The organism is Natrialbaceae archaeon AArc-T1-2 (genome assembly GCF_030273315.1).
In the GTDB taxonomy this organism is placed as follows: Archaea; Halobacteriota; Halobacteria; order Halobacteriales; family Natrialbaceae; genus Tc-Br11-E2g1.
In genome coordinates, this window is the sequence record NZ_CP127174.1 from 965381 (window position 1) to 987552 (window position 22172).

At 65.3% G+C, this 22172-nt stretch carries 23 protein-coding genes; 11 read left to right on the forward strand and 12 right to left on the reverse strand.

Annotation, left to right across the window (positions count from 1 at the left end):
- Positions 1 to 31: 31 nt before the first annotated feature.
- The gene (locus QQ977_RS04905) at positions 32 to 598 is read left to right on the forward strand and encodes a thioredoxin family protein (RefSeq protein ID WP_285927881.1); all 567 of its coding nucleotides are present in this window, start codon (positions 32 to 34) and stop codon (positions 596 to 598) included.
- 69 nt (positions 599 to 667) lie between these two features.
- Here QQ977_RS04905 and QQ977_RS04910 read toward each other — a convergent pair whose 3' ends face one another.
- Positions 668 to 2104, reverse strand: a complete 1437-nt coding sequence (locus QQ977_RS04910; RefSeq protein ID WP_285927883.1) for a TIGR00341 family protein — start codon at positions 2102 to 2104, stop codon at positions 668 to 670.
- A gap of 82 nt (positions 2105 to 2186) precedes the next feature.
- Here QQ977_RS04910 and QQ977_RS04915 point away from each other — a divergent pair, with 82 nt between their 5' ends.
- Complete coding sequence (locus tag QQ977_RS04915; RefSeq protein ID WP_285927885.1) at positions 2187 to 2990, forward strand: BtpA/SgcQ family protein; 804 nt, start codon at positions 2187 to 2189, stop codon at positions 2988 to 2990.
- Between the two features lie 63 nt (positions 2991 to 3053).
- Positions 3054 to 3422, forward strand: coding sequence for a DUF7344 domain-containing protein (locus tag QQ977_RS04920; RefSeq protein ID WP_285927886.1), 369 nt, complete (start codon positions 3054 to 3056; stop codon positions 3420 to 3422).
- A gap of 18 nt (positions 3423 to 3440) precedes the next feature.
- On the opposite strand, the gene QQ977_RS04925 is transcribed toward QQ977_RS04920, so the two are convergent.
- Positions 3441 to 3887, reverse strand: coding sequence for a dCTP deaminase (locus tag QQ977_RS04925; RefSeq protein ID WP_285927888.1), 447 nt, complete (start codon positions 3885 to 3887; stop codon positions 3441 to 3443).
- 112 nt (positions 3888 to 3999) lie between these two features.
- Here QQ977_RS04925 and QQ977_RS04930 point away from each other — a divergent pair, with 112 nt between their 5' ends.
- Positions 4000 to 4662 carry an O-methyltransferase gene (locus QQ977_RS04930; protein ID WP_285927889.1) on the forward strand — a complete coding sequence of 221 codons (663 nt, stop codon included), beginning with the start codon at positions 4000 to 4002 and terminating at the stop codon, positions 4660 to 4662.
- Here the strand turns inward: QQ977_RS04930 and QQ977_RS04935 are convergent, their stop codons facing one another.
- Positions 4663 to 4818 carry a hypothetical protein gene (locus tag QQ977_RS04935; protein ID WP_285927891.1) on the reverse strand — a complete coding sequence of 52 codons (156 nt, stop codon included), beginning with the start codon at positions 4816 to 4818 and terminating at the stop codon, positions 4663 to 4665.
- 147 nt (positions 4819 to 4965) lie between these two features.
- On the opposite strand from QQ977_RS04935, the gene QQ977_RS04940 reads away from it, so the two are divergent.
- From QQ977_RS04940 to QQ977_RS04950, 3 genes are all read left to right on the forward strand, one after another.
- Positions 4966 to 5853 (forward strand): 1,4-dihydroxy-2-naphthoyl-CoA synthase, encoded by an 888-nt coding sequence (locus QQ977_RS04940; protein WP_285927893.1) that lies wholly within the window; start codon positions 4966 to 4968, stop codon positions 5851 to 5853.
- Positions 5854 to 5936: 83 nt separating this feature from the next.
- Positions 5937 to 6365, forward strand: a complete 429-nt coding sequence (locus tag QQ977_RS04945; protein WP_285927895.1) for a universal stress protein — start codon at positions 5937 to 5939, stop codon at positions 6363 to 6365.
- Between the two features lie 23 nt (positions 6366 to 6388).
- A complete protein-coding gene (locus QQ977_RS04950) occupies positions 6389 to 8614 on the forward strand; it encodes an APC family permease (protein ID WP_285927896.1) in 2226 nt (741 codons plus the stop codon).
- Between the two features lie 53 nt (positions 8615 to 8667).
- Here QQ977_RS04950 and purM read toward each other — a convergent pair whose 3' ends face one another.
- Both purM and QQ977_RS04960 read right to left on the reverse strand, forming a co-directional pair.
- Positions 8668 to 9648, reverse strand: coding sequence for a phosphoribosylformylglycinamidine cyclo-ligase (purM, locus tag QQ977_RS04955; protein WP_285927897.1), 981 nt, complete (start codon positions 9646 to 9648; stop codon positions 8668 to 8670).
- A gap of 93 nt (positions 9649 to 9741) precedes the next feature.
- A complete protein-coding gene (locus QQ977_RS04960; RefSeq protein ID WP_285927899.1) occupies positions 9742 to 10131 on the reverse strand; it encodes a hypothetical protein in 390 nt (129 codons plus the stop codon).
- Positions 10132 to 10235: 104 nt separating this feature from the next.
- On the opposite strand from QQ977_RS04960, the gene tsaA reads away from it, so the two are divergent.
- Entirely contained in the window at positions 10236 to 10727 is a 492-nt protein-coding gene (gene tsaA, locus QQ977_RS04965; RefSeq protein WP_285927901.1) for a tRNA (N6-threonylcarbamoyladenosine(37)-N6)-methyltransferase TrmO, read from the forward strand.
- Between the two features lie 79 nt (positions 10728 to 10806).
- On the opposite strand, the gene QQ977_RS04970 is transcribed toward tsaA, so the two are convergent.
- From QQ977_RS04970 to QQ977_RS04980, 3 genes are all read right to left on the reverse strand, one after another.
- The gene (locus QQ977_RS04970; RefSeq protein WP_285927902.1) at positions 10807 to 12186 is read right to left on the reverse strand and encodes a 2-oxo acid dehydrogenase subunit E2; all 1380 of its coding nucleotides are present in this window, start codon (positions 12184 to 12186) and stop codon (positions 10807 to 10809) included.
- Between the two features lie 102 nt (positions 12187 to 12288).
- Positions 12289 to 12912: a metalloprotease gene (locus QQ977_RS04975; RefSeq protein WP_285927904.1), complete on the reverse strand. Its 624-nt coding sequence runs from the start codon at positions 12910 to 12912 to the stop codon at positions 12289 to 12291.
- Positions 12909 to 14681 carry a TraB/GumN family protein gene (locus QQ977_RS04980; protein WP_285927906.1) on the reverse strand — a complete coding sequence of 591 codons (1773 nt, stop codon included), beginning with the start codon at positions 14679 to 14681 and terminating at the stop codon, positions 12909 to 12911. The genes QQ977_RS04975 and QQ977_RS04980 overlap by 4 nt, the downstream gene beginning before the upstream one ends.
- Positions 14682 to 14803: 122 nt before the next feature.
- Between QQ977_RS04980 and QQ977_RS04985 the strand changes: the two genes are divergently transcribed.
- Positions 14804 to 15250 carry an acyl-CoA thioesterase gene (locus tag QQ977_RS04985; RefSeq protein WP_285927907.1) on the forward strand — a complete coding sequence of 149 codons (447 nt, stop codon included), beginning with the start codon at positions 14804 to 14806 and terminating at the stop codon, positions 15248 to 15250.
- A gap of 14 nt (positions 15251 to 15264) precedes the next feature.
- On the opposite strand, the gene QQ977_RS04990 is transcribed toward QQ977_RS04985, so the two are convergent.
- Positions 15265 to 16050 (reverse strand): HAD-IIA family hydrolase, encoded by a 786-nt coding sequence (locus QQ977_RS04990; protein ID WP_285927908.1) that lies wholly within the window; start codon positions 16048 to 16050, stop codon positions 15265 to 15267.
- Between the two features lie 252 nt (positions 16051 to 16302).
- Positions 16303 to 17565 carry an NRAMP family divalent metal transporter gene (locus tag QQ977_RS04995; RefSeq protein ID WP_285927910.1) on the reverse strand — a complete coding sequence of 421 codons (1263 nt, stop codon included), beginning with the start codon at positions 17563 to 17565 and terminating at the stop codon, positions 16303 to 16305.
- Positions 17566 to 17943: 378 nt separating this feature from the next.
- Here QQ977_RS04995 and QQ977_RS05000 point away from each other — a divergent pair, with 378 nt between their 5' ends.
- On the forward strand, positions 17944 to 18414 hold the full coding sequence (locus QQ977_RS05000; RefSeq protein WP_285927912.1) for a hypothetical protein: 471 nt from the start codon (positions 17944 to 17946) through the stop codon (positions 18412 to 18414).
- Positions 18415 to 18473: 59 nt separating this feature from the next.
- Entirely contained in the window at positions 18474 to 19703 is a 1230-nt protein-coding gene (gene pan2 / locus QQ977_RS05005; protein WP_285927914.1) for a proteasome-activating nucleotidase Pan2, read from the forward strand.
- Positions 19704 to 19839: 136 nt separating this feature from the next.
- Here the strand turns inward: pan2 and QQ977_RS05010 are convergent, their stop codons facing one another.
- Both QQ977_RS05010 and QQ977_RS05015 read right to left on the reverse strand, forming a co-directional pair.
- Positions 19840 to 21096, reverse strand: coding sequence for a Glu/Leu/Phe/Val family dehydrogenase (locus QQ977_RS05010; RefSeq protein ID WP_285927915.1), 1257 nt, complete (start codon positions 21094 to 21096; stop codon positions 19840 to 19842).
- Between the two features lie 157 nt (positions 21097 to 21253).
- Positions 21254 to 22117: an HpcH/HpaI aldolase/citrate lyase family protein gene (locus QQ977_RS05015; RefSeq protein WP_285927916.1), complete on the reverse strand. Its 864-nt coding sequence runs from the start codon at positions 22115 to 22117 to the stop codon at positions 21254 to 21256.
- Positions 22118 to 22172 lie beyond the last annotated feature (55 nt).

The window sequence follows — 22172 nt, forward strand, 5'->3', positions numbered from 1 at the left end:
AGTATAAGGTCGCCGCCGAGGTAGGCCCGGTATGGCACTGGAAGAGTCCCGGACGGATCTCGAAGCGGGCGAGCCCGCGCCCGCGTTCGAGCTGCCCGGCACCGACGGCGAGACGTACACGCTCGAGTCATTCGCCGACGACGAGGCGCTGTTGGTCGTGTTCACCTGCAATCACTGCCCGTACGCGAAAGCGAAGTTCGACCTGCTCAACGACCTTGCGTCCGAGTACGACGACGTCTCGGTCGTCGGTATCAACCCGAACGACGCAGCGGAGTATCCCGAAGACTCCGTCGAGAAGATGAAAGCGTACGTCGAAGACGGAACGATCCAGTACGACGCCTACCTCCGGGACGAGTCCCAGGAGGTCGCTGCCGAGTACGGTGCGGCCTGTACGCCCGATCCGTTCCTCTTCGAACGGGACGACGGCGAGTTCCGGCTCGTCTATCACGGCCGGCTCGACGACGCCCTGAACCCCGACGACGAACCCACTCGATACCACATCCGGGAGGCGATCGACGCCGTGCTGGTGGGCGAGGACGTCGACCTCGAGTGGCAACCCTCGCGGGGCTGTTCGATCAAGTGGAACGACGACTATTGACCTCCTTCCGCGTGAACGCGGCGGAATCCCACCACGGGATTGTAGGCCGAGCGAAGTGACCTGTTGGTTTCAAGACGCATACGTTCCACGCGTCTCCTGCTGGATTTCAGCATCGGCTTGGGTGTCTTGTGGCCCGATCATCAGCGTGCTCACACACGTCGCAGATTCCACTCGTTTGCAGGCGTGAGCTATACTATCGGACGTCTCGACCTCGCCACCGCGCTGTTCGGCAACGATGAACCGAACCTCGACGACGGCCGACTCGTCATGGGCCGAGACCCCGTCGTGGATCCGGTCTGCGAGTTCGGGTAACTGTCCGGGGTCGTCGCCGGAGACGGTGACGACGACCTGATCGATCGACCGGAACGGGTAGTCGTCGTCGAGGACTACCTCGACCGAATCGAGCTCGAAGTCGTCGTACACGGGCTCTTCGAGGGCCGTCTCGACCTCGTCGTCGGCCGCCGACGACAGCTGGGTCGACTGGAAGTCGAGCAGAGTGATGCCGGCAAGTGGCGCGGCGAGTACGAGTAACGCGACCGCGAAGACGGCCGCATACGTGTAGGTCGGACGGCGGGTCGGCGACACCTCGAACAGCCCCTGGGGACGGTAGCCGGCGACCCACAGCGTGGCCAGGGCGGCGAGGTTGATCGAGAGTACGTTGACGGCGACGAGTACGGCGGCACCGGCGGCCGCGCCGTACATCCCCCAGGCGACCGTGATTCCGACCGCGGCGGCGGGCGGGATGAGCGCGGCGGCGATCATCACGCCGACGATGGCCTCCGAGAATCCTCGAGTGAGACTCAGGATGCCGGCAACGCCAGCACCCAGCGCGACCGCGAGCGAGAACACGTTGGGCGAGACCCGCTCTTGTAACTCGGCGACGACGACGATATCGACGCCACCGGGCTCGAGCCCCGCCAGTCTGGCGAGCGAAGCGAGTCCGATCGAGGCGGCGACGACGACCGCCAGGCCGACGACCTGGTAGCGAAACCCCGTCGCTTTCAGCCCGTCGTCGCCGGTGACGATGCCGACGCTCGAGGCGAGTGCGGGGCCGATAAGCGGCGCGATCACCATCGAGCCGACGACGACCGCCGGCGAGTCCGCGAGCAGTCCGGACGTGGCGACGACGGCGCTTATGAGCAACATCACGACGTAGATGGGAAACGCTGGCGTGAGTTCGTCCGCTTTCGTCCGGAGCACCTGCCGCGAGGTCCGTTCGCCTTTCGCGCCGTCGTGGCTGTGTTGTTCGAGCAGGTCGTCGAACTGCTGGGAGATGACCGTCTCGGCGTCGACGACGACGACGCGTGCCTCCTCACCGACCCCGGCCTGGTTCAGGCGGTCGAGCGTCGGCTCGACGGCCCGCGTCGGGAGCGGAAATCGGACGACAGCCTCGTAACCCCGGCCGCTCGTCTCGTCGCTGACGACGTAGTCGACTCCTTCGTCCTCGAGGATAGTGAGCACGGCCTGGCGGCGTCCCTCCGGAACTGTGATCTCCAGGTACCGCATGGAGGGTTCGACCACGGACGGATGGATATACTCTCGGCCGTGATGGCCGACGTATAATCCGTCTCGGACGTAAACGCCGTCCGTGACTCACGATCCATTCGATACCGACACTCCCGTCGTCGGCATGGTCCACCTGCCGCCGTTGCCCGGCTCACCGCGGTTCGACGGCGACCGCGAGGCGATCCGCGAGCGCGCCCTCGAGGACGCCCGGACGCTCGAGGAAGGCGGCGTCGACGCCGTGCTCCTCGAGAACTTCGGGGACGCACCCTTCTATCCCGAGGACGTGCCGACACACGTCGTCGCCGACCTCGCCTCGGTCGCGACCGAGCTGACCGAAGCCGTCGACCTCCCCGTCGGGGTCAACGTCCTGCGAAACGACGCGACTGCGGCGCTGTCGGTGGCAGCCGCGTCCGACGCGTCGTTTATTCGTGTGAACGTCCACGTCGGGACCGCCGCGACCGATCAGGGGCTGCTCGAGGGACAGGCCCACGAGACCCTGCGACTTCGCGAGCGACTCGAAGCCGACGTGGCGATCCTCGCCGACGTCCACGTCAAACACGCCACGCCGGTCGGGGACGACACGCTCGAGCGAGCCGCCCGCGAGACGGTCGAGCGCGGGCTGGCCGACGGCGTGATCGTCTCTGGCCCGGGTACCGGTACCGAGACGGCCCTCGAGGACGTCGCCCGCGTCACAGAGACGCTCGCGGATCGAGAGGTCGGCGTCTTCGTCGGCAGCGGCGTGACGAACGAGACGATCGACGATCTGTTCGCGGCCGGTGCAGACGGTGCGATCGTCGGGACGGCGCTGAAACGAGACGGCGAAACGACGAATCCAGTCGCACTCGAGCGGGTTCGAGACGTCGTCGACGCCGTCATCGACCCCTGATACGGACGATAGTATGACTGTGGGTAAACGTTACGTGTATCGATCGCTAGCATTCCATGTGTGATGGTGTCAATTGACAATGCCCCCGGTGAACGCCGGGGCACAGAGACAGGACGTGCGTTCGAACTCGACGAGGTGCTCGCGGCCCTGCACACGAGGCGGCGACGGTACGTCGTCTACTATCTGCAGGAGGTCGAGGTGGCGACGGTCAAAGAACTCGCCCAGAAGAGCCTCGAGCTCGAACCCGACGGGACGGACGTGCAGGCGACGGACGTAGAGTGCCGGCGTCAGCGACTCGTCCACGGCGATCTCCCACAGCTCGCGACCCTCGACGTTCTCGAGTACGATCCGGCGAGCGAAACGGTTCGATACGACGATCCGCCGGCAGTACTCGACGGGATCTTGCACGTTTGCAAAGAACTCGAACGGTGACTCGAGCGCTGCCCGCTCTTACGGCTCGGTCGTCGCCGCCGAAACCAGCGTCGAAACGCGTGCGTTCTCTTTGATCCGGATGCCGCCGTCGGCGACCGACAGTGGCACGAGCGGCAGATGCGACCGAACCCGCACGGACGGGTGTGAGCCGCCGCGGGCGAGCAGGTCGTTTCGCGGCTGGAGGAGGGCCGGCTCCTCGAGATCGGTGAGAAACTCGTTGTGCTGGAGGACGTACTGGCCGCCCTCGAGGTGCCACCACTCGTAGTCGTCGTCGGGATTCCGTAGCTCGGTCGGGTGTGGCTCGAAGTCGGCGTCTTCGAGTTCGTCGCCGCCGAAGTCGAGGCGGCCGGGGGCAGCGACCTCGTAGATGGCGCTGACGGTGAGGTCGACGCCGTGGTCGTGGACCTGGACGGGTTCATACACCAGGTTGTCGACGCGTTCCGCGAGCGGATGTTCCGCGGACATATCACGCGGGACAACGGAACGAGCGGAGAAAAAGGTGAGCACTCGGCGTCGACCGCGACGACGGGGCCGGGTTCGGCGGGAGAGCTTTGGGACGCGAACCCGACGGTCGACTATGGTCCTGACAGACGAGGTCGCCCGGTTCGTTCGCGCGATCGGACCCGACCCGGACGAGACGCTGATCGAGATGGACGAGTACGCCGCCGCCGAGGGCTTTCCCCACGTCGGCCCCGAGGTCGGCGCGTTCCTACGGCTGCTCGCCCGGATGGTCGACGCCGAGCGAGCCTTCGAGTTCGGCTCCGGCTACGGCTACTCGGCGTACTGGCTCGCCGAGGCGTTACCCGACGACGGCGAGATCGTCCTCACGGAGGTCGACGAGGACGAACTCGAGCTCGCCCGTGAGTACATGGCCGACGGCGGCTACGACGAGCTCGCCCGCTACGAGCTCGGCGACGCCCTCGAGACGATCGAACGCTACGACGGCCCGTTCGACGTGGTCCTGATCGATCACCAGAAACACCGCTACCTGGAGGCGTTCGAGGCGGTTCGAGAGCAGGTACCCGTCGGAGGCGTCGTCGTCGCCGACAACGCGATCGCGGCGACGCCGATCCAGACCGAGAAGCTGCTGGCGATTCTCGACGGCGAGTCACCGTCCGAGCTCACCAAAGAGACCCGCGGCGTCGCCGACTACCTCGAGGCGGTGACAACCGATCCCGACTTCGAGACGGTCGCAGTGGCGCTCGGGGAAGGGATCGCGGTCAGCTACCGTACCGCCTGATCAGACGACGAGGTCCATCAGGGGATCGCCGACGAAGTAGAGAACGACGCCTGCGAGCACGATGATCAACACCCAGAGGATGAGATAGATCATGGTCTTTCGGACGAGCGCCTGTCCCTCCTCGAGTGAGGGTGCTTCGGATTCGTTGGTCACCATGAGCGGGTGTAGATCTCACCATCACTAAAAGTTGCCGGCATACGCCACTAAAACTTGCCAGTACGCCCCGCTGTTGCCGGTAGCCAGCTCCGGTCGGCGTCGCCAGGGACGGGAACCTATTTGGCCGTCTCGGCCACAACTCGAGACATGGTTTCGGCACTGTTCGATCCGGACCGGTGGGAACCGATCGACGAGCTCGACACTCGGGATATTACCTATCATCGAGCCGTCGACGGAGGCACCGTTCGGATCGCGTTCGACCGCCCCGAAGTACGAAACGCGTTCCGTCCCGGCACCGTCGACGAGCTCTACGACGCCCTCGACCACGCGAAGCGCCAGACCGACGTCGGCTGTGTCCTGCTTACGGGCAACGGTCCCTCGCCGGAGGACGGAGGTTGGGCCTTTTGCTCGGGCGGCGACCAGACGATTCGCGGCGACGCCGGCTACGAGTACGAGGGAACCGAGGAACGAGCATCCGAGCAGGGCCGGCTGCACATCCTCGAGGTCCAGCGGCTCATCCGGCACATTCCGAAGGTCGTCGTCTGCGTGGTGCCCGGCTGGGCCGTCGGCGGCGGTCACTCCTTACACGTCGTCTGTGACCTGACGCTTGCGAGCGAAGAGCACGCGAAGTTCCTCCAGACCGACCCGGACGTCGGCAGTTACGACGCCGGCTTCGGTTCCGCGTACCTCGCCCGCCAGGTCGGCCAGAAGAAAGCCCGCGAGGTCTTTTTCCTCGGAAAGACCTACTCCGCGGAGGAAGCCGCCGAGATGGGCATGGTCAACGAGGTCGTCCCCCACGAGGAACTCGAGGAACGCGCCCTCGAGTGGGGCGAGGAGATCAACGCGAAGAGTCCGAACGCGATGCGGATGCTCAAGTACGGCTTCAACATGGCAGACGACGGGCTCGTCGGTCAGCAGGTCTTTGCGGGCGAGGCCACCCGGCTGGGGTACATGACCGATGAGGCCAAAGAAGGCCGGGACGCCTTCGTCGAGGACCGGGAGCCGGACTTTTCGGAGTTCCCCTGGCACTATTAATCGGCTGATACTTCGTTCAAGCTGTGTGAACGTCGCATGAGCGGGAACCAACCCTTTTACGCCGGATTCGCCTTCTCTCCAACATGGACCGGCCGGACGACCGTGACCTCCTCGCACACGCCCTCGTCCCCGTCGCCCACGCCGAGGACGCCCGAAAGACCGCCCGTGCACTCGAGGTTTACGACCCCGCTCACGTGACGGCGCTGCACGTCGTCGAAAAAGGCGAGGGCGTCCCGGACAAGACGCCCGTCGAGTATTCACACGAACTGGCCGAGGAGTCCCACGCCGCCGTCCGCGAAACCTTCCCCGAGGCCGGAGAGCACATCGCCTACGCACGCGACGTCGTCGGGGCCACCCTCGAGGCCGCCGACGAGGTCGACGCCAGCGCCATCGTCTACCGCTCACGCGGGGGTGGACGGATCGTGCAGTTTCTCTCGGGAGACCTCTCGGTGAAACTCGTCATCCGGGCTGGCCGCCCCGTGGTCGCGCTGCCGACCGATTCCGGCGAGTGACCGTCGCGGCCTCTCGCTATCGAATGGTTTCACACGACGCGGACACCGAACTTACGCGGGATCTGGGCACGTTCGCGGTCTTTACCACTGCAGCCGGCACCATGATCGGGGCTGGCATCTTCATCCTTCCCGGGCCGGCTGCGGCCGGAGCGGGACCCTCCGCGGCACTCTCGTTTACCTTCGCCGGGATTATTGCGCTGGTCGCGACCATGTGTGCCGTCGAACTGGCGACGGCCATGCCTCGGGCCGGCGGCCCCTACTTCTTCGCGAGCCGAGCAATGGGACCGCTGGTCGGCACGGTCATCGGCCTCGGAGCCTGGCTCGCGCTCATCTTCAAGGGCTCGTTCGCCCTGGTCGGGCTCGGATGGTACGTTACCTACTTCTCGGCTGTTCCAGTGCTCGCCGTCGCCGTCGTCGGTGGTCTCCTTCTGATCGTGATAAACTGGGTGGGTGCGGAGAAAAGCGGCGGGCTTCAGAACCTCGTCGTGATCGGACTCGTCGCCATCCTCGCCGTCTTCGCCGGCCGGGGGATCTTCGCCGTCGAGACCGCGACCCTCTCGCCGTTCCTCGAGGATGGCTGGGGCGGCGTGGTCACCACGACCGGCCTCGTCTTTATCTCCTATCTGGGGATCGTCAAGGCCACCGCGATCGCAGGCGAGGTCAAAGAGCCGGGGACCACGCTCCCACGGGCGCTGCTCGCCGCCGTGGTGTTCGTGACGACTCTGTACGCAGCGGTCATGGTGATCGTCACTGGCGTGTTGCCGATCGACGCGGTCGTGGAGAGTACGGCTCCGGTCGCTGACACCGGGGAGGTGTTCCTCGGCGCGCTCGGCGGTGCGCTCGTTGCCCTCGCTGGCATCTTCGCGACGGTCTCGACGGCGAACGCGGCGATCCTCTCCTCGTCACGGTTCCCCTTCGCCATGGCTCGAGACGGCCTGATGACTCCGAAACTGCGCCAGTCCTCGCCCCGGTTTGGGACGCCGACGCGGTCGATCTGGCTGACCGGTCTCGTCATGATCGCCCTCGCGCTCGCCTTCGACGTCGAGGGACTGGCCAAACTCGGCGGCACGTTCGGCATCCTCGTATTCGCGCTGTTGAACGTGACCGTCGTCCTTCTGCGGAGTGCACGACCGGAGTGGTACGATCCGGACTTCCGGGTGCCGTTCTCGCCGATCCTCCCGCTCGCCGGTGCGGCGGCCGCACTTCTCTTGATCCCATTTATGGGACTCCTCTCGCAGGTGAGTGCGATCGCCTTCGTCCTGCTCGGGATCGTCTGGTACTACGCACAGACTCGAATCGGCGAACCGGTCGAGCCGGACCACAACATCGGCGATCAGCTCCAGCGGGTCCAGTACCGGAAAGCACTCGAGGAAAAAGAGTCACAGCTCGCCGACGGGTCGGCGGCGGGGCCGAAGATCGTCGTCGAGGTCGTCGAGGAGAAAGAAAACGAGGACCTACTCTCGATCGTCGCAGCCTTTGCCGACCGCCTCGAAGCGGACCTCGAGACCGTCGTCATCTCCGAGGTCCCGCCGCATATCCCGCTGTCGGAGTACGACCACGACATCGACGAGGAGTGGGTCGCCACGCTCTGGCAGCGACTGGAAGAGAAAGACTGCGAAGTCGACATCGAGCACGTCCTCGCTCGTGATCGGACCGACGCCCTGCTCGATTTGATCGACGACCGGACGGAACTCGTCGTCGTCGACTGGCACGGCCCGATCAGGGAGCGTCATCTCCGGGAGAGTCACGTCGACGAGGTCCTCCGGTCGGAACTCCCGGTTCGGGTGGCCGTGTTGAAACACCGGGATACGAGCGATCTCACGGACATCGTGGTCGCCACCGAGGAGAAACCCTACGACCGCGCCGAGGTCGAACTGGCCGATGCGATCGCCGCCGCGACGGACGCGACGCTGACGCTGACGAAAGTCATCCCCGAGGACGCCTCCGAGGAGAGGATCACCACGGCCGAGGAGTACCTTGCCAGCCTGGAAGAACTGGTCAGAAGCCCCGTCGAGACCGAACTGATCCAGCGCGACGACGTCAGAGCGGCCCTGGTCGAACGGGGCAACGCCGCGGATCTACTGGTACTCGGTGCCCCCTCCCACCCGGATCGGCTCCACGACTTCTTCGGTCAGACCACGGACGTCGTCGCCGCCGAAACCGAGGCGTCCGTCCTCGTGGCAAACGAGGCGGAAACACACCTCCCGTGGTACCGACGGGTGAAACGACGGATCGTGGGCGAAGGGTAATGGTGGGTCGATGACATTGCGCTGTACGACCACATCAGGTGCGAAATGTGAGTCTAGGACAGCGAGAGGCCGCGAATTTCGACGCTGTTACCGTCTTCTACCCGCCCAATCACCCGGCCGTCGGTCTCGGCGACGAGGTTCTCGGCTCGATCCTCGGAGACGGCGACGACGAAGCCGGTTCCCATGTTGAACGTCCGGTGCATCTCCTCGTCGGAGACGTTGCCCTCCGCCTGAACGAACTCGAAGACCGGCCCTGCCGGGAGTGGGTCGTCGATGACGTAGGCGTACTCGCCCATCCGGAGTAGGTTCGTCCACCCGCCACCCGTGACATGGGCTGCGGCGTTGACTCCGTGGGAACGCATCGGCTCGAGTAAGTCCGTGTAGATCCGAGTCGGCCGGAGCAGTTCCTCGCCGATCGTTCGCTCCTCGTCGCCCGGGAACGGGTCGGTGTACTCGTGGTCGCGGGTGACGGCCTCGCGGGCCAGCGTCAGCCCGTTGGAGTGAATGCCGTTCGACGGGAAGCCGACGAGCACGTCGCCGACCTGGGCCTCGCCCTCGAAAATCTCGTCTTTCTCGGCCAGTCCCACACAGGTCCCCGCGAGGTCGAAGCCCTTCACGACCTCGGGCATGACGGCGGTCTCGCCGCCCAACATCGCGAGGTCGGCCGTCTCGAGGCCGACGGCCAGCCCCTCGCCGACCTCGTTCGTGACGTCCTCGTCGGGCTCGTCGATCGCGAGGTAGTCGACGAACGCCACGGGGGTAACGCCGGCCGCGACGAGGTCGTTGACGTTCATCGCGATGCAGTCGATGCCGATCGTCGAGTAGTCCTCGATGGCCTCGGCGACGAGCAGCTTGGTGCCGACGCCGTCGGTCGCAAGCGCCAGGTAGCGGTCGCCGATGTCGAGCAGGCCGGCGTACTCGGTCGTCAGGCCGCTGCCGAAGGCCTCGAGCAGCGCCGCCGTGGCGTCCTCGCTGGCCTCGATGTCGACTCCGGTGTCGGCGTAGGTGAGTCCGTCGTCGTCTCGATCGCTCATACCCGGGAGAGCACGGGGCGCGAGCAAAAGGCCACCGGTCCGGGCTCGTGTGACGACGGAGGGCCCGATCGAGATCGGCCTCGCCGGCGTCCATCACTCCGGCCGGGCGGAACGGTAGCCGGCGACGGCCTCGTCGACGAAATAGACGAGGACGGTGAGGACGACGACGGCGATCCCGACCGACTCCAGCTCGACGCCGACGATGGAGCGATCCCCGGCGGAGACGATCACGGCTCCGGCCCCGAGGAGGACGACGAGCATCGCCAGGTACCGCCACCGTGCCTCGACGGGGACAATCCCGCCCTCGCCACGGAGAGCGAGATAGAGGTGTGCGCCGCCGAAGACGAGCCCGTAGAACAGCAGTGCCACCCAGACCGGTGCCGGCCCCGTCTCCGGTAGGATGCCGGCGTACTCGAGGGCGAACAGCAGGAACACCGCAAGCAGGACGGCACAGACGTGGACGATCGTTTCGCGGGAGACCATACGCGTACCTGCTCGAGTCGCGCAAAAAACGTTGCGTCGGTGTCGGATGGAACGCGTCTCCCACGAGCGGTACTGACTTCCCCTCGAGCGACGATACGTCAGCTATGACCGACGATCGCCTCGAGTACGAACCGATCGGAACGATCCACACGCCGTTCGAGTCGCCGGAGGAGATGCCGATCCAGCCCGCCGGGGCAGACGCGGACGGGACTGTCGAGCTGGCGCCCGCGTACACCGAGGGATTGCAGGATCTGGACAGGTTCAGCCACTGCCTGTTGCTCTATCACTTCCACGAATCGAACGACGAGGTCGCCATGACCGTTGAGCCGTTTCTCGACGACGTCTCGCGCGGTCTCTTCGCGACGCGAGCCCCCCAGCGACCGAATCCTATCGGCCTCTCGGTCGTCGAAATCGACGCGATCGACGAGAACGAGCTGACCGTCACCGGCGTCGACGTCGTCGACGGGACGCCGCTGCTCGACGTCAAACCGTTCGTCCCCCAGTTCGACGTTCCGGCGGACGACGTCGAGACCGGGTGGCTGGACGCCTCGACGTCCGCGATCGAATCGACGCGAGCGGACGACAGGTTCGTCTGATACGGATTGCTGTCCCTGTGTCCCGGGGCAACCGCGGCCCGTCTGTGGGTTCGCCGGTACTGATTTACATCGGACCGTATTACGCCCGGCTCCAGCCGAGGTCGGTCTCGAGGTCTGCCCGAAGCAGCTCCGCGACGTGGCAGGTCCGTTCGCCGGCCTCGACGATCCGCTCGAGGACGTCGTCGTCGGCGTCGGCGTCGATCGTCACGTCGAGCGCGATCGATTCGACGGACTCGCTGTCGTCCGCCGGTGAGCCGACCGCCCGAACCTCGAGGGTCGCGAGATCGACGTCGCGGATGTCGGCCTGGATGCCGATGCTCGAGGCCAGACAGGCAGACAGCGCCCCCAGGAAGTAATCGACGGGCGTCGGTGCACTGCCGCCGCCGAAGTCCTCGGTGACGTCGAAGGGCCAGCGCTCGCTGCCGGCGTCGACCGCCCCCGAGAGGTCGGGCTCGAGGCTCGCGGTGACGTCCCGTTCCGGGAGTTCGACCGCGCCCGCGCCGTCGCCCCGCCAGTCGACGTCCGCCGGGACGTCCGCGGCCGTCACGTCGGGAAGCAACGGCCAGGGCTCCTCGAGGTGGCCGACCAGCGTCTCGAGGAAGCGGGCGGCGTCGGCCCCGTCGACGACGCGGTGGTCGAACGAAAGATCGACCGGAAGCGTCCGCCGGACCGTGAGTTCGCCGTCGCGGGCGACCGGCCGTTCCCGCAGGGCGTCGACGCCGAGGATGGCGACCTGTGGCGGGTTGATGACGGGGTCGAACGATTCGACACCGAGCGGACCGAGGTTCGTGACGGTGAACGTGGCACCGGTGAGATCCGTCATGGTGTACTCGCCAGAGCGTGCCCGGTCGGTCATCCTGGCTCGTTCGCAGGCGAGATCGCCGATCGAGCGCTCGTCGACGTCCCTGACGACCGGGGTGAGCAGTCCGTCCTCGACGTCGACGGCGACGGCAATGTGATGTGACTCGTGGAGTCGGTGGACGCCGCCCTCGAAGGTCGCGTTGAACGACGGGTGTTCCTCGAACGTCGCCGAGAGGGCGGCGAGGAGGACGTCGGTCACCGTCACCGACTCCTCGTGGACGAAAGCGGCGGCCGTCGCGGCGGCGCGGAGCTCCTCGGCGTCGGCGATCCGGCGTTCGGTGACGTGGACGGCCTCGCGGTAGCTCCTGCCGAGTCGGTCGCTGATCGTCCGTCGCATTCCGTCGAGGGGGCGTTCCTCGAGAATTCCCTCGGGCGTGTCGTCGTTCTCCTCGTCCTCTTCGGCTTCGGTCTCGACGTCGTCGACCGGTTCGTCACCGCCGTCGGTCATCGCCTCGAGCCCGACGGTTGCCTCCCCGGATTCGACCGCCCCGCTCCGTTCTCCTGTCGCGACTGGCTCACCCTCGTCGACGAACCAGGCCGGGAGTCTCACGCGATCGCTCCCCGTCTCGAGGTCCGGAATCTCGACTCCGTCTCTCATGGAGAGACCAACACCAGGCGACGGCATAAAGTCGGGGAGTGGACGATCCACAGCCGTCAGCTCGAGTCGAGAGTGTCGAATGAGGAGGCGGTCCGAGTCGGTCTACCACCAGAATCCGAACACGAGGAAGAAGCCGACGAGCAAGGCGACGCTCAACGCGAACGTGCCGGCGAAGACGGCTTTGCTCCACCCGAGGACGGATTTACCATCCAGCGGGCCAAACGGGATCATGTTGAACGCGGCCAGAAAGAGGTTGATCAAGACCCCGAGGTGGCCGATCACGCCTAAGACGCCGGGGAACGCGATCAACGGGAAGAAAAGCACCGCGAGCACGAGGTTCGTCGACGGTCCGGCGACCGCGATCAGCCCGTTCTCTCGCTCGGTGATCCGGCCGCTGTGATAGACTGCACCCGGTGCAGCGACGAGAAAGCCGATCAGGGCGCTCATGACCGCGAGAAACAGCATCTGGTAGTCCGCCCGGAACTCGGCGACCTGTCCGAACTCGATCGCGACGACCTTGTGGGCGAGTTCGTGTGCCAGGAAGGCGACGCCGACGGTGACGAAGCTCAACGCCGTAAGCGTCAGAAACGAGCCGATCTCGAAGCCGCCCGCCGCCGGCGGGTCGAGAAACAACGCGAACGCGACGCTCAGGGTAACCCAGGCGACGCCGAGGTCGAACCGCTCTTTATCGCTGAAGGAAATCTCGGGTTCGGTACGGTAGCTCACGAGATCACCTCCCGGATCCCCTCGAGGGTGTTCTCGGCACCGGCGAGCAGTTCGGCCATCAGGGCATCGACACCGCCGATGTCGGGCGCGAGCCAGGGCAACACGACGAACGGGAACAGGACGGTCGCGATCATGCTCCCGACGTTCGTCAGCGCGACGATCATGATGAGCCGAAACAGGGGCACGTCGAGCATCTCCTCGAACAGCTCCCCGATCGGTTTCTCGGTGTCGCCGATGATGTCGTTGAGAAGCTGGATGTCGCCGACGTTGACCGGCCGGTGGCGCAGTTCGACGTAGCCGGCGAACCAGCCCGGAGCGAGCAGCGGATTGATGCTCGTCAGCCACGCGACCGCACCGCCGACACCCGCGCTGGTCCATCGCGCGCCGGCCAGGCGAGCAAGCGTGAACGCGAAGACGCCGTTGAACAGCACCCAGGCGAGAAACACCTGGAGCAAGAAGGTGTTCTGGACGCCCGCCATGAGAAGCAGGAAGAAAAAGCCGACAAAGCCGATCATGACGAGGTAGCTAAGGACTTTCAGCACCGAGAACCGTCGCCCCGAGTCGGTGCCGGTGATCGACTCCATCGGCGGCAACGAGTCGGGAGCCTCGAGGTGCCGTTCGATACCGGCTTTGTGGCCGGCGCCGACGACGGCGACGACGTCGTATCCCTGCTCTCGTAACGCGTGGAGCTTGTGGGCGATGTAGGCGTCGCGTTCGTCGATCAAGGCGTTTGCGCCCTGGGGACTGAAGCGTCGGAACTCCTCCATCATCGCCGAGACGACGTCGCCGTCGGTCAGCTGTTCGATGTCGATCTCGTCTAGCTCTTCGGGGTCGTCCGCGAGGGCATCGAGGGCGATTCCGATCATACCGCCGACGAGCACGCCCAGTCCCAGTCCGGCGAGTGCGCCGACACTTCCGCGGATCGTCAGGGTGCCGGCACTCTCGAAGGTGGTGGCCTCGAGCGGGCCGATTCCGGTTCCGGTGACGACGAGCGCGAGCGACCCGACGACGCCGATTCCGGCACCGGCGAACAGCCGCATCGAGAAGCCATCGAGGAGTCCGCCGGTGTACTCCGGGGCGTTCTCGAGCGACGGCAAGAACAGCAGTCCGAGTAAGAGTCCACCGACGACGCCGATCCCGCCCGCGCCGACGTACTGCAGCGTCGCGGAGTCAGTGACGCCGAGTGCGAGCGTCTCGCCCAGCCCGAGAAGCGGCGCGACGAACGCGGCGAAGATTAGACCGACGAAGACGCCGAGTCCGGCACCGAGAGAGAAGCCGATCGTCCGCGGATCGGTGATTCCGAGCGCGAGCCCGCCGACCATCCTCAGTTTTTCGGAAACCGAAAGCCGGGCCCAGAACCGCTGGATCGTCACCTGGATGTCCCGATCGACGAGGGCGACCCCGGAGCCGTTTCGCTCGGCGGCGTCGATCGCAGCCTGCATGTCAGCGCCGGGTTCGATGTCGAAGCGCTCGCCCAGCCGGGACTGGACGTACGACAGCATCCAGTAGGCGAGAAACTGGAAGACGGTGTTGCCGCTCAACAGATCACGGGCCTCGATGTCCTCGGGGGTTCCACCTTGCATCTGGCGGAACCGACTCTCGTCGAGTTCCACGGCGACGACGTCCGGTCGCTCCGCATCGACGGTCTCGTGTACCTCCTCGACGCTCGCCTCCGAAACGTGTGCCGTGCCGAGAACCGTGACGTCGCCACGCTCGCGTTCCGGCGGATCAGGAGGGTCCGGAACGCTCGCGTCGCCTGCATCACTCATTAGCGACTGTAAACGGACCACGACTTTTACCAGTATCGAAGCGCCCACCGGAGACGGCCGAGAAGAAACGAGGCCATGATCGGACGGGAAGACTGATCTCTCTCCCTCGGCAACCACCGCCGATGACCGACCTGATGGAGACCTACATCGAAAACCGCGAGATGGTCCAGCCGAACCACACGAACATGCTCGGGACGACCCACGGCGGGACCGTCATGAAGTGGATGGACGAGATCGGCGCGATGTCCGCGATGCGGTTTTCCGGCGAAACCTGTGTCACCGCCTGGGTCAACCAGATGAACTTCGAGCGGCCGATCCACCTCGGCGACACCGCCTTCATCACCTCCTACGTCTACGACGCGAGCGAGACGAGCGTCAACGTCCGATTGCGCGTCTATCGCGAGAACCTCCGGACCGGCAACCGGGAGAAGACGACCGAATCGTACTTCGTCTTCGTCGCCATCGACGACGACCACAACCCGACGTCCGTCCCCGAACTCACCGTCGCCACCGAGAAGGGCGAACGGCTCCGACAGGAGGCGATCGAGGGCGAGGCTGGCAGCCGGTAACCGAACGGTGGCTTCTACCCGTCGAGGACGGTCTCGAGGTCGGCGAGTGACTCGAGCACGTGATCCGGTTCGATCGACGACCGCTCGAGGTCGGCTCGCGTCGTGAGCCCGGTCAGGACGACGGCGGTGGTCATCCCGGCTCGTTCCCCGAGCGCGACGTCGGTGTCGAGTCGGTCGCCGACGACGATCGTGTCCGTGGGATCGGCTCCGAGCCGTTCGAGTGCGGCGTCGGCGGCGATCGACGACGGTTTGCCGAGGATGGCGTCCGGCTCCCGTCCCGCGATCGCTTCCATCGCGGCCAGTATCGCTCCCGAGCCCGGGACGGCCCCGTTCTCGGTCGGGATCGTCGCGTCGGGATCCGTGCCGTAAAAGGGGACGTCGCGCTCGAGGGCCACCAGAGCGTCCTCGAGGCGATCGTAGCCGAACGACCGATCGATCGATCCGACCACGAGATTCGCCGCCGTCGGATCGTCGGTCAGACTGAGACCGGCCGCACGCAAGATTGCGGCGAGACGGTCCTCGCCGACGAGGTAGACGGCGTCCCCGTGGTGGTTCGCCGCGAGATACTCGGCCGTAACCGTCGCCGACGTGAGCGCGTTCTCGGGGCCGATCTCGATCCCGTGAGTCTCGACCCGCGTTCGGTAGTGAGCCCCGCCACGCGTCGGGTTGTTCGAGAACAGAAGCGGCGAGATCCCCGCCGCCTCGAGCGCCGCCAGCCCGTCGGTCGCGCCCTCGAGCAGCCGATCGCCGCGGAGGATCGTCCCGTCGACGTCGACGATGGCCGCCTCGTAGCCTGTCATCGCTCGGAGAGACGAGCGCGGACCGGTTGAGCGTTCCGGGTTCCGCGGAAGGGAGACGAAGAGGCGATGGAACGAAACACGATACGCACCGCGTAGAATCGCTGTCGGTCGACGTCGATCACTGGAACGACGCCCTCGACTTCGGCGACGGGACTTGGGACGGCTCTACCCTCGAGGGTTCCGTCTCAGCGACATCTCAGAGTGCGACACCGGCGAAGAGGCAAGCCACGGCGGGGGACTCCGATCACGCGTCTAGAAGCCGCCGCCGGTGATGAGTTCGATAAAGTCCTGGACGGACAACGCCGCCAGCACGATCGCGAGAAACACCAACGCGGCGTTGGCGACGTTCAGCCGCCGCGAGTTGCGGTGTTCACCCATCGTCTCGCGGTCGTTGACCGCCCAGAACAACAGGACGGCCGCGACCGGCAGCGCGAAGATCCCGTTGTACATCGGAAACAGGATCACCATGTCCACGACCGACAGCTCGAGCCACCAGCTCACGGCCGGCGAGAGGACGCCGATGCCGGTCAGCGACGCGAAGATCACGTTGAACAGGCGATCGCCCTTGCTGACGTCGTAGCCGGCAGCCTGCGGAACGATGTACGCCGGCGTCCACATGATCGGGATGATACTGTTGAACGCGGCGGCGATCACGCCACCGACGAACAACACCATCGCCCACACTCCCAGCACTTCGACGAGCGCTTCGCCCGGCGTGATGAACGACTCGAGGGTCGTATACCCCATCGGACGCAACAGGGCAGCAGAGGCGATGAGGATAGCGATCGTCGTCACCCCGCCGACCGCGTAACCGACCGTCAGGTCCACGCGCGCGTCGGACAGGTCGCTCTTTTCGGTCCACCCCTTCTGGTAGACGAGGATCGACTCGAGAAAGAAGTTCGGCCACAGCGCGGTCGTCCCGAGCAAGCCGGCGGCCATCGCCAGCGCGCCGAACGTGTCCATCGTCGGCACGAACCCGACCGCTACCCCACCGGGATCGGCACCGCTTGGCAACGCGACGATGACGTAGACGACCATCAACGAGAGCATCATCGCGATCATCAGGTTCTCGACGGCGTCGTAGTTCAACACGCCGACGGCGATCGCCGCGAACGTCGTCACCACGGCGATCGGTTGCCAGGGAATCGTTCCGCCGAGCAGAAACGAGACGCCGGCGCCGACGGCCGCGACGAGCCCGAGCGTCCACGCTACGCAGCCGACCGACAGGAATATCGCGATCGCTGTGGCCGCGGGTCGACCGAGCTTCTCGCGGACGAACACCATCAGTGAATCGCCGTGAATGCCCAGTCGGGCGCTCATGTCTTGTGCCATAAACCCGAGCAGCGCGGCGCCGACGACGGCCCACAGCAACGTGTATCCGTGCATCACGCCCGCCTGGCTGGCAATGAACACCGACCCGGATCCGAAGTAGCTGGCGACCATCACGAACGCCAGCCCGTACTGCTGGACGTGACCGGTCAGATCCTCGACGAGGGTAGCTTCTCGGAGACTCATACGTCGATCCTCGAAGAAGGAGGCGTTCTCGAGCGCGAGGGGCAGTCTCTATCGTGTGATACCCGTTCGTCGTATCGAAGGTCGAACGTCGATGAGGGTCGATGCATGGTAGTTGTATTCGCGTTTGTGACGTGTCTCCGACCGAATAGTTACCGTTCGCGAGGGCGTTCGGTAGCTGGCTCCCAAACCCGAACCGACGTGGTCGTCATTGTAGCCGTTCCGGGGAGAGAACACTCCCGGAATATTCAAACAATTAACAGGGCTGACCTCTCCGTCTTGCCGTATGCGGGACGGTCAGCCTATCTCTCGTCACTGTGTCCGTTCGGGATCTCGAGACGACGTGGGAATCCTTATCCACGAACCCGCCCAACGGCGGGTATGGGACTCGAAGTCGATCCACCGGAACCGCCCGAGCTGTCGTTCGTCGACCCGAACGAGTACGAAGACGCCACGATCGGTGACGGCACCGCCACCGACGTCGACTATCGACGCGAGGAGCTCCAGGCGTTTCTCGAGAACGGTGCCTGGGCGGAAGCGTTCGACGAGTGGGCCGCCGAGACCGACCTCACCAACAGGGAGTACGAGATCGCCCGTGATCTCGAGTTGTTCGCCGAGTTCGATTTCTTCTGGGACGACTTCGCCGACCGGGTCGGCTATCACGCGCCGGGCATCCCGGAAGACTGGCAGGAACGGGCGTATCACTCCGAACTCGACTCCTGGGGGACAGTCTCGTCGATCAACGCCGAACTCACGGAGTTCGGTCAGATCGTCTGTGTAACGCTGAAATCGGAGTATATCGACTGGGAAGCCGAGTACGAGCCGCCGGAAGATCTGCCTGACTTCGAGTGAAGAAATCCGTCCGGGACCCAAAGGCACATTTACGGGCACCGACTAAGCGCACACATCAGATGTCTCGAAGCCCGTCTTTACCCGACCGCCCTCGACGTGAGATCGATCCGGACCTCCCGGACGACGAGCGGCTCGAGGCGCTTCGTGATCACTTCACGGACATCGTCGACGTCCACCAGCAGCTTTCGGAACAGCTCGAGACGGCACAGCAGCGCCGGCAGGATCTTCGCGAGAAGGTCGACCGCATCGAACGCGAAAACGAGACGCTAAAGAGTACCTCGCTGTACATCGCGACCGTCGAGGACGTCCTCGAGGCGGAGGTCGTCGTCAAACAACACGGCAACAACCAGGAGGTGTTGACCGAGGTCTCGCCACAGATGCACGACCGCCTCGAGGCGGGCGACCGCGTCGCCGTCAACGACTCTTTCGGTATCCAGACGATCCTGAACGCCGAGACCGACGCCCGCGCTCAGTCGATGGAGATCGACGAGAGCCCGTCGGTCGGCTACGAGGATATCGGCGGCATCGACGAGCAGATCCGCGAGGTGCGTGAGGCCGTCGAGCAGCCGCTTTCTCAGCCGGAGATGTTCGAGAAGGTCGGCATCGATCCGCCCTCGGGCGTGTTGCTGTACGGCCCGCCGGGGACCGGCAAGACGATGCTCGCGAAGGCCGTCGCGAACCAGACCGACGCCACCTTCATCAAGATGGCCGGCTCCGAACTCGTCCGGAAGTTCATCGGCGAGGGGTCGCGGCTGGTCCGTGACCTCTTCGAGATGGCCCGCGAGCGCGAACCCGCAATCATCTTCATCGACGAGATCGACGCCATCGCCTCGAAGCGCACGGAGTCGAAGACCTCCGGTGACGCCGAAGTCCAGCGGACCATGATGCAACTCCTTTCGGAGATGGACGGCTTCGAGGCACGCGGCGACGTTCGGATCATCGCCGCGACGAACCGCTTCGACATGCTCGATCGCGCCATCCTCCGGCCGGGGCGGTTCGATCGCCTCATCGAGGTTCCCGAACCCGACCACGAGGGTCGCGAGCAGATCTTCGAGATCCACACCCGCGGCATGAGCGTCGCCGGCGACGTCGACTTCGACGACCTGGCCGACGAGACGGACGGCTACAGTGGCGCAGAGATCGAAAGCGTCGCCACCGAAGCCGGTATGTTCGCCATCCGCAACGACCGCACCGACGTCCAGATGACCGACTTCGAGAACGCACTCGAGAAGATCGAAGACGACGACGGCAGCGACGTCATCTCCTCTGCTGGCTACTTCTATCAGTAACGGGCAACTCGCTCGAGCGGTGTCGACGTAACAAACCCACTAGAAGACGACGCGACGAAATCGAGAATACGCCGAGGACAGCGACCGGGTCCGAGAGCTGTGAGCCGGCCGATCCGGGAAGACAGGTCCGTGACGATCAGGGGAACGAGCCGGCTTCCTCGAAAGAGTCGACGACGCGTTGAATCGCGACGATGTACGCCGCTTGCCGGAGCGTCTCGAGGTCGTGTTTCTCGTAGGCGTCGGTCAGGGCGTCGAAGCCGTCGACGATGATCCCCTCGAGTTCCTCGTTGACCTTCTCCTCGCTCCAGTAGAACCGCTGGCGGTTCTGGACCCACTCGAAGTAGGAAACGGTGACGCCGCCGGCGTTTGCCAGAATATCAGGAATGATGAGAACGTCCTCGGTTGCCAGCACCTCGTCGGCGGCAGGGGTAAGCGGCCCGTTTGCGGCCTCTGAGATCACGTCGGCACTAACGTCCTCGGCGAGATCGGCGTCGATTGCGTTCTCGAGGGCGGCGGGGATGAGAAGGTCGACGTCGAGGGTGAGCAGTTCCTCGTTCGTGAACTCCTCGTTGGCCTCGCTGTAGCCCGAGACCGTCCCGGTCTCGTTTTTGAACGCCTTGACGTCGCGAGCGTCGAACCCGTCCGCGTTGTAGATCGCGCCGCTCGAGTCGGAGACGGCGACGACGTCCGCCCCACGGTCCTCGACGAGTTTCGCGGCGATCCAGCCGGCGTTGCCATAGCCCTGGATGGCGACGGTCGCGTCAGAGAGGTCACGCCCGAGGTAGTCGAAGGCCTCGCGGGCAGCGATGATCGTCGAGCGGCCGGTCGCCTCGACGCGACCCTCGCTGCCGCCGCTGTCGAGTGCCTTCCCGGTGATGACTCCTGGCTCGGTCGTGTTCTCTAAGGTCTCGTAGGTGTCTTTGATCCAGTTCATCTCCCGCTGGCCCGTGTTGACGTCGGGTGCGGGAATGTCTTTGTCCTCGCCGATGAACGGGCGGAGCTCCTTTGCGAACGCGCGTGTGAGCCGTTCGATTTCGCTGTCGCTGTACTCGGTGGGATCGACGACGATGCCGCCTTTGCCGCCGCCGAACGGGATGTCGACGACAGCACACTTGTAGACCATCCATCCCGACAGCGCCGTGACTTCGTCGCGGGTGACGTTTGGGTGGTACCGGATACCGCCTTTGTACGGCCCGCGGTCGCCGTTGAACTGGGACCGAAAGGCGGTAAAGCGCTCGAGCGACCCGTCGTCGAGCTCGACGGTGAGGTTCGTCTCGAGCACGCGTTCGGGGTGTTTGAGCCGCTCGATGACGTCGTCGCCAACGTCTAAGTATTCGGCGGCGTCGTCGACCTGTGACTGCAAGCTCTCGAACGGGTTCGCTTCCTCGGACATTGTACTGGATTTTCGGCGACCCCAAATTAAGCGTGTCGAATAACGCCGAAGGTATGAGATATAATAGCATATCATATGTAAATACAGTATTTATCCCATTGTATGGTAATACCACCGTTCGTCTTCGAGGGTGTTATCGAAGAAAACGAATGTTCAGTTATACGGCATCGTCGTCGACGTCGGCTGCTCCGGCGCGCTCGAGGATGCGCTCGGCCTGGGCGATCAGCGGGGCGTCGATCATCTCGCCGTCGACGGCGAAGACGCCCCGATCTTCGACGTCGGCCTCGCGTTCCCCCTCGAGGACGGCCCGGGCCCACTCGAGGTCGTCCGGGTCCGGCGTGAACGCTTCGTTGATCGTGGCGACCTGATCCGGATGGATCGCCAGCTTGCCGTCGTAGCCGAGTCCGATGGCGCGTTCGGTGGCCTCGACGAGCCCGTCTTCGTCCTCGAGATCGGTGAAGACGGTGTCGATCGCGTCGACGTCGAAGGCGGCGGCCGCGGTCACGACGCGTTGGTGGGCGTAGCGTGTCTCGGCTCCTGTACGGGTGCGGATCGCACCGACGTCGGCGACGAAATCTTCGGCCCCGAAGATCAGCGCGTCCGTCTCGCTGACGGCCGCGATCGCGTCGGCTTCGAGGACGCCACGAGCGCTCTCGACGAGCGCGAGGATCGAAACGTCGACGTCGTAGCTCGCGAGCCGACTCGACAGCGCTCCAACCTCGTCTGCGGACTCCACCTTCGGGAGCATGACGCCGTCGAGACGGACGTCTCCGGTGAGCACGCCCTCGAGGTCGTCGTTGACGCCGAAGCCGATGGGGTTGACCCGCAGGCAGACGTCGCAGTCGGGATCGAACTCGGGATCGGCGAGGACCTCGCGGACGGCCTCGCGTGCGTCCGCCTTTCGGTCCGGTACGACGGCGTCCTCGAGGTCGAAGACGATCACGTCGGCTCCCGATTCGGGCGCCGTTCGCATCATCCTCGGTCGATCGCCGGGCGTGAACATGACGCTTCTGCGAACCATACTCACGCTCTCGATAGGCGGCCGTTTCATACTACCGGCGCCTGCGGCCGGCTGT

Coding starts and splice junctions, on each gene's coding strand:
- pan2 (WP_285927914.1), top strand. CDS start 18,474: ATGTCTCGAAGCCCGTCTTTACCCGACCGCCCTCGACGTGAGATCGAT.
- QQ977_RS04945 (WP_285927895.1), top strand. CDS start 5,937: ATGGACCGGCCGGACGACCGTGACCTCCTCGCACACGCCCTCGTCCCC.
- QQ977_RS04950 (WP_285927896.1), top strand. CDS start 6,389: ATGGTTTCACACGACGCGGACACCGAACTTACGCGGGATCTGGGCACG.
- QQ977_RS04960 (WP_285927899.1), bottom strand. CDS start 10,131: ATGGTCTCCCGCGAAACGATCGTCCACGTCTGTGCCGTCCTGCTTGCG.
- QQ977_RS05015 (WP_285927916.1), bottom strand. CDS start 22,117: ATGGTTCGCAGAAGCGTCATGTTCACGCCCGGCGATCGACCGAGGATG.
- QQ977_RS04985 (WP_285927907.1), top strand. CDS start 14,804: ATGACCGACCTGATGGAGACCTACATCGAAAACCGCGAGATGGTCCAG.
- QQ977_RS04970 (WP_285927902.1), bottom strand. CDS start 12,186: ATGAGAGACGGAGTCGAGATTCCGGACCTCGAGACGGGGAGCGATCGC.
- QQ977_RS04940 (WP_285927893.1), top strand. CDS start 4,966: ATGGTTTCGGCACTGTTCGATCCGGACCGGTGGGAACCGATCGACGAG.
- QQ977_RS04905 (WP_285927881.1), top strand. CDS start 32: ATGGCACTGGAAGAGTCCCGGACGGATCTCGAAGCGGGCGAGCCCGCG.
- QQ977_RS05000 (WP_285927912.1), top strand. CDS start 17,944: ATGGGACTCGAAGTCGATCCACCGGAACCGCCCGAGCTGTCGTTCGTC.
- tsaA (WP_285927901.1), top strand. CDS start 10,236: ATGACCGACGATCGCCTCGAGTACGAACCGATCGGAACGATCCACACG.
- QQ977_RS05010 (WP_285927915.1), bottom strand. CDS start 21,096: ATGTCCGAGGAAGCGAACCCGTTCGAGAGCTTGCAGTCACAGGTCGAC.
- QQ977_RS04920 (WP_285927886.1), top strand. CDS start 3,054: ATGGTGTCAATTGACAATGCCCCCGGTGAACGCCGGGGCACAGAGACA.
- purM (WP_285927897.1), bottom strand. CDS start 9,648: ATGAGCGATCGAGACGACGACGGACTCACCTACGCCGACACCGGAGTC.
- QQ977_RS04995 (WP_285927910.1), bottom strand. CDS start 17,565: ATGAGTCTCCGAGAAGCTACCCTCGTCGAGGATCTGACCGGTCACGTC.
- QQ977_RS04990 (WP_285927908.1), bottom strand. CDS start 16,050: ATGACAGGCTACGAGGCGGCCATCGTCGACGTCGACGGGACGATCCTC.
- QQ977_RS04925 (WP_285927888.1), bottom strand. CDS start 3,887: ATGTCCGCGGAACATCCGCTCGCGGAACGCGTCGACAACCTGGTGTAT.
- QQ977_RS04930 (WP_285927889.1), top strand. CDS start 4,000: ATGGTCCTGACAGACGAGGTCGCCCGGTTCGTTCGCGCGATCGGACCC.
- QQ977_RS04935 (WP_285927891.1), bottom strand. CDS start 4,818: ATGGTGACCAACGAATCCGAAGCACCCTCACTCGAGGAGGGACAGGCG.
- QQ977_RS04910 (WP_285927883.1), bottom strand. CDS start 2,104: ATGCGGTACCTGGAGATCACAGTTCCGGAGGGACGCCGCCAGGCCGTG.
- QQ977_RS04980 (WP_285927906.1), bottom strand. CDS start 14,681: ATGAGTGATGCAGGCGACGCGAGCGTTCCGGACCCTCCTGATCCGCCG.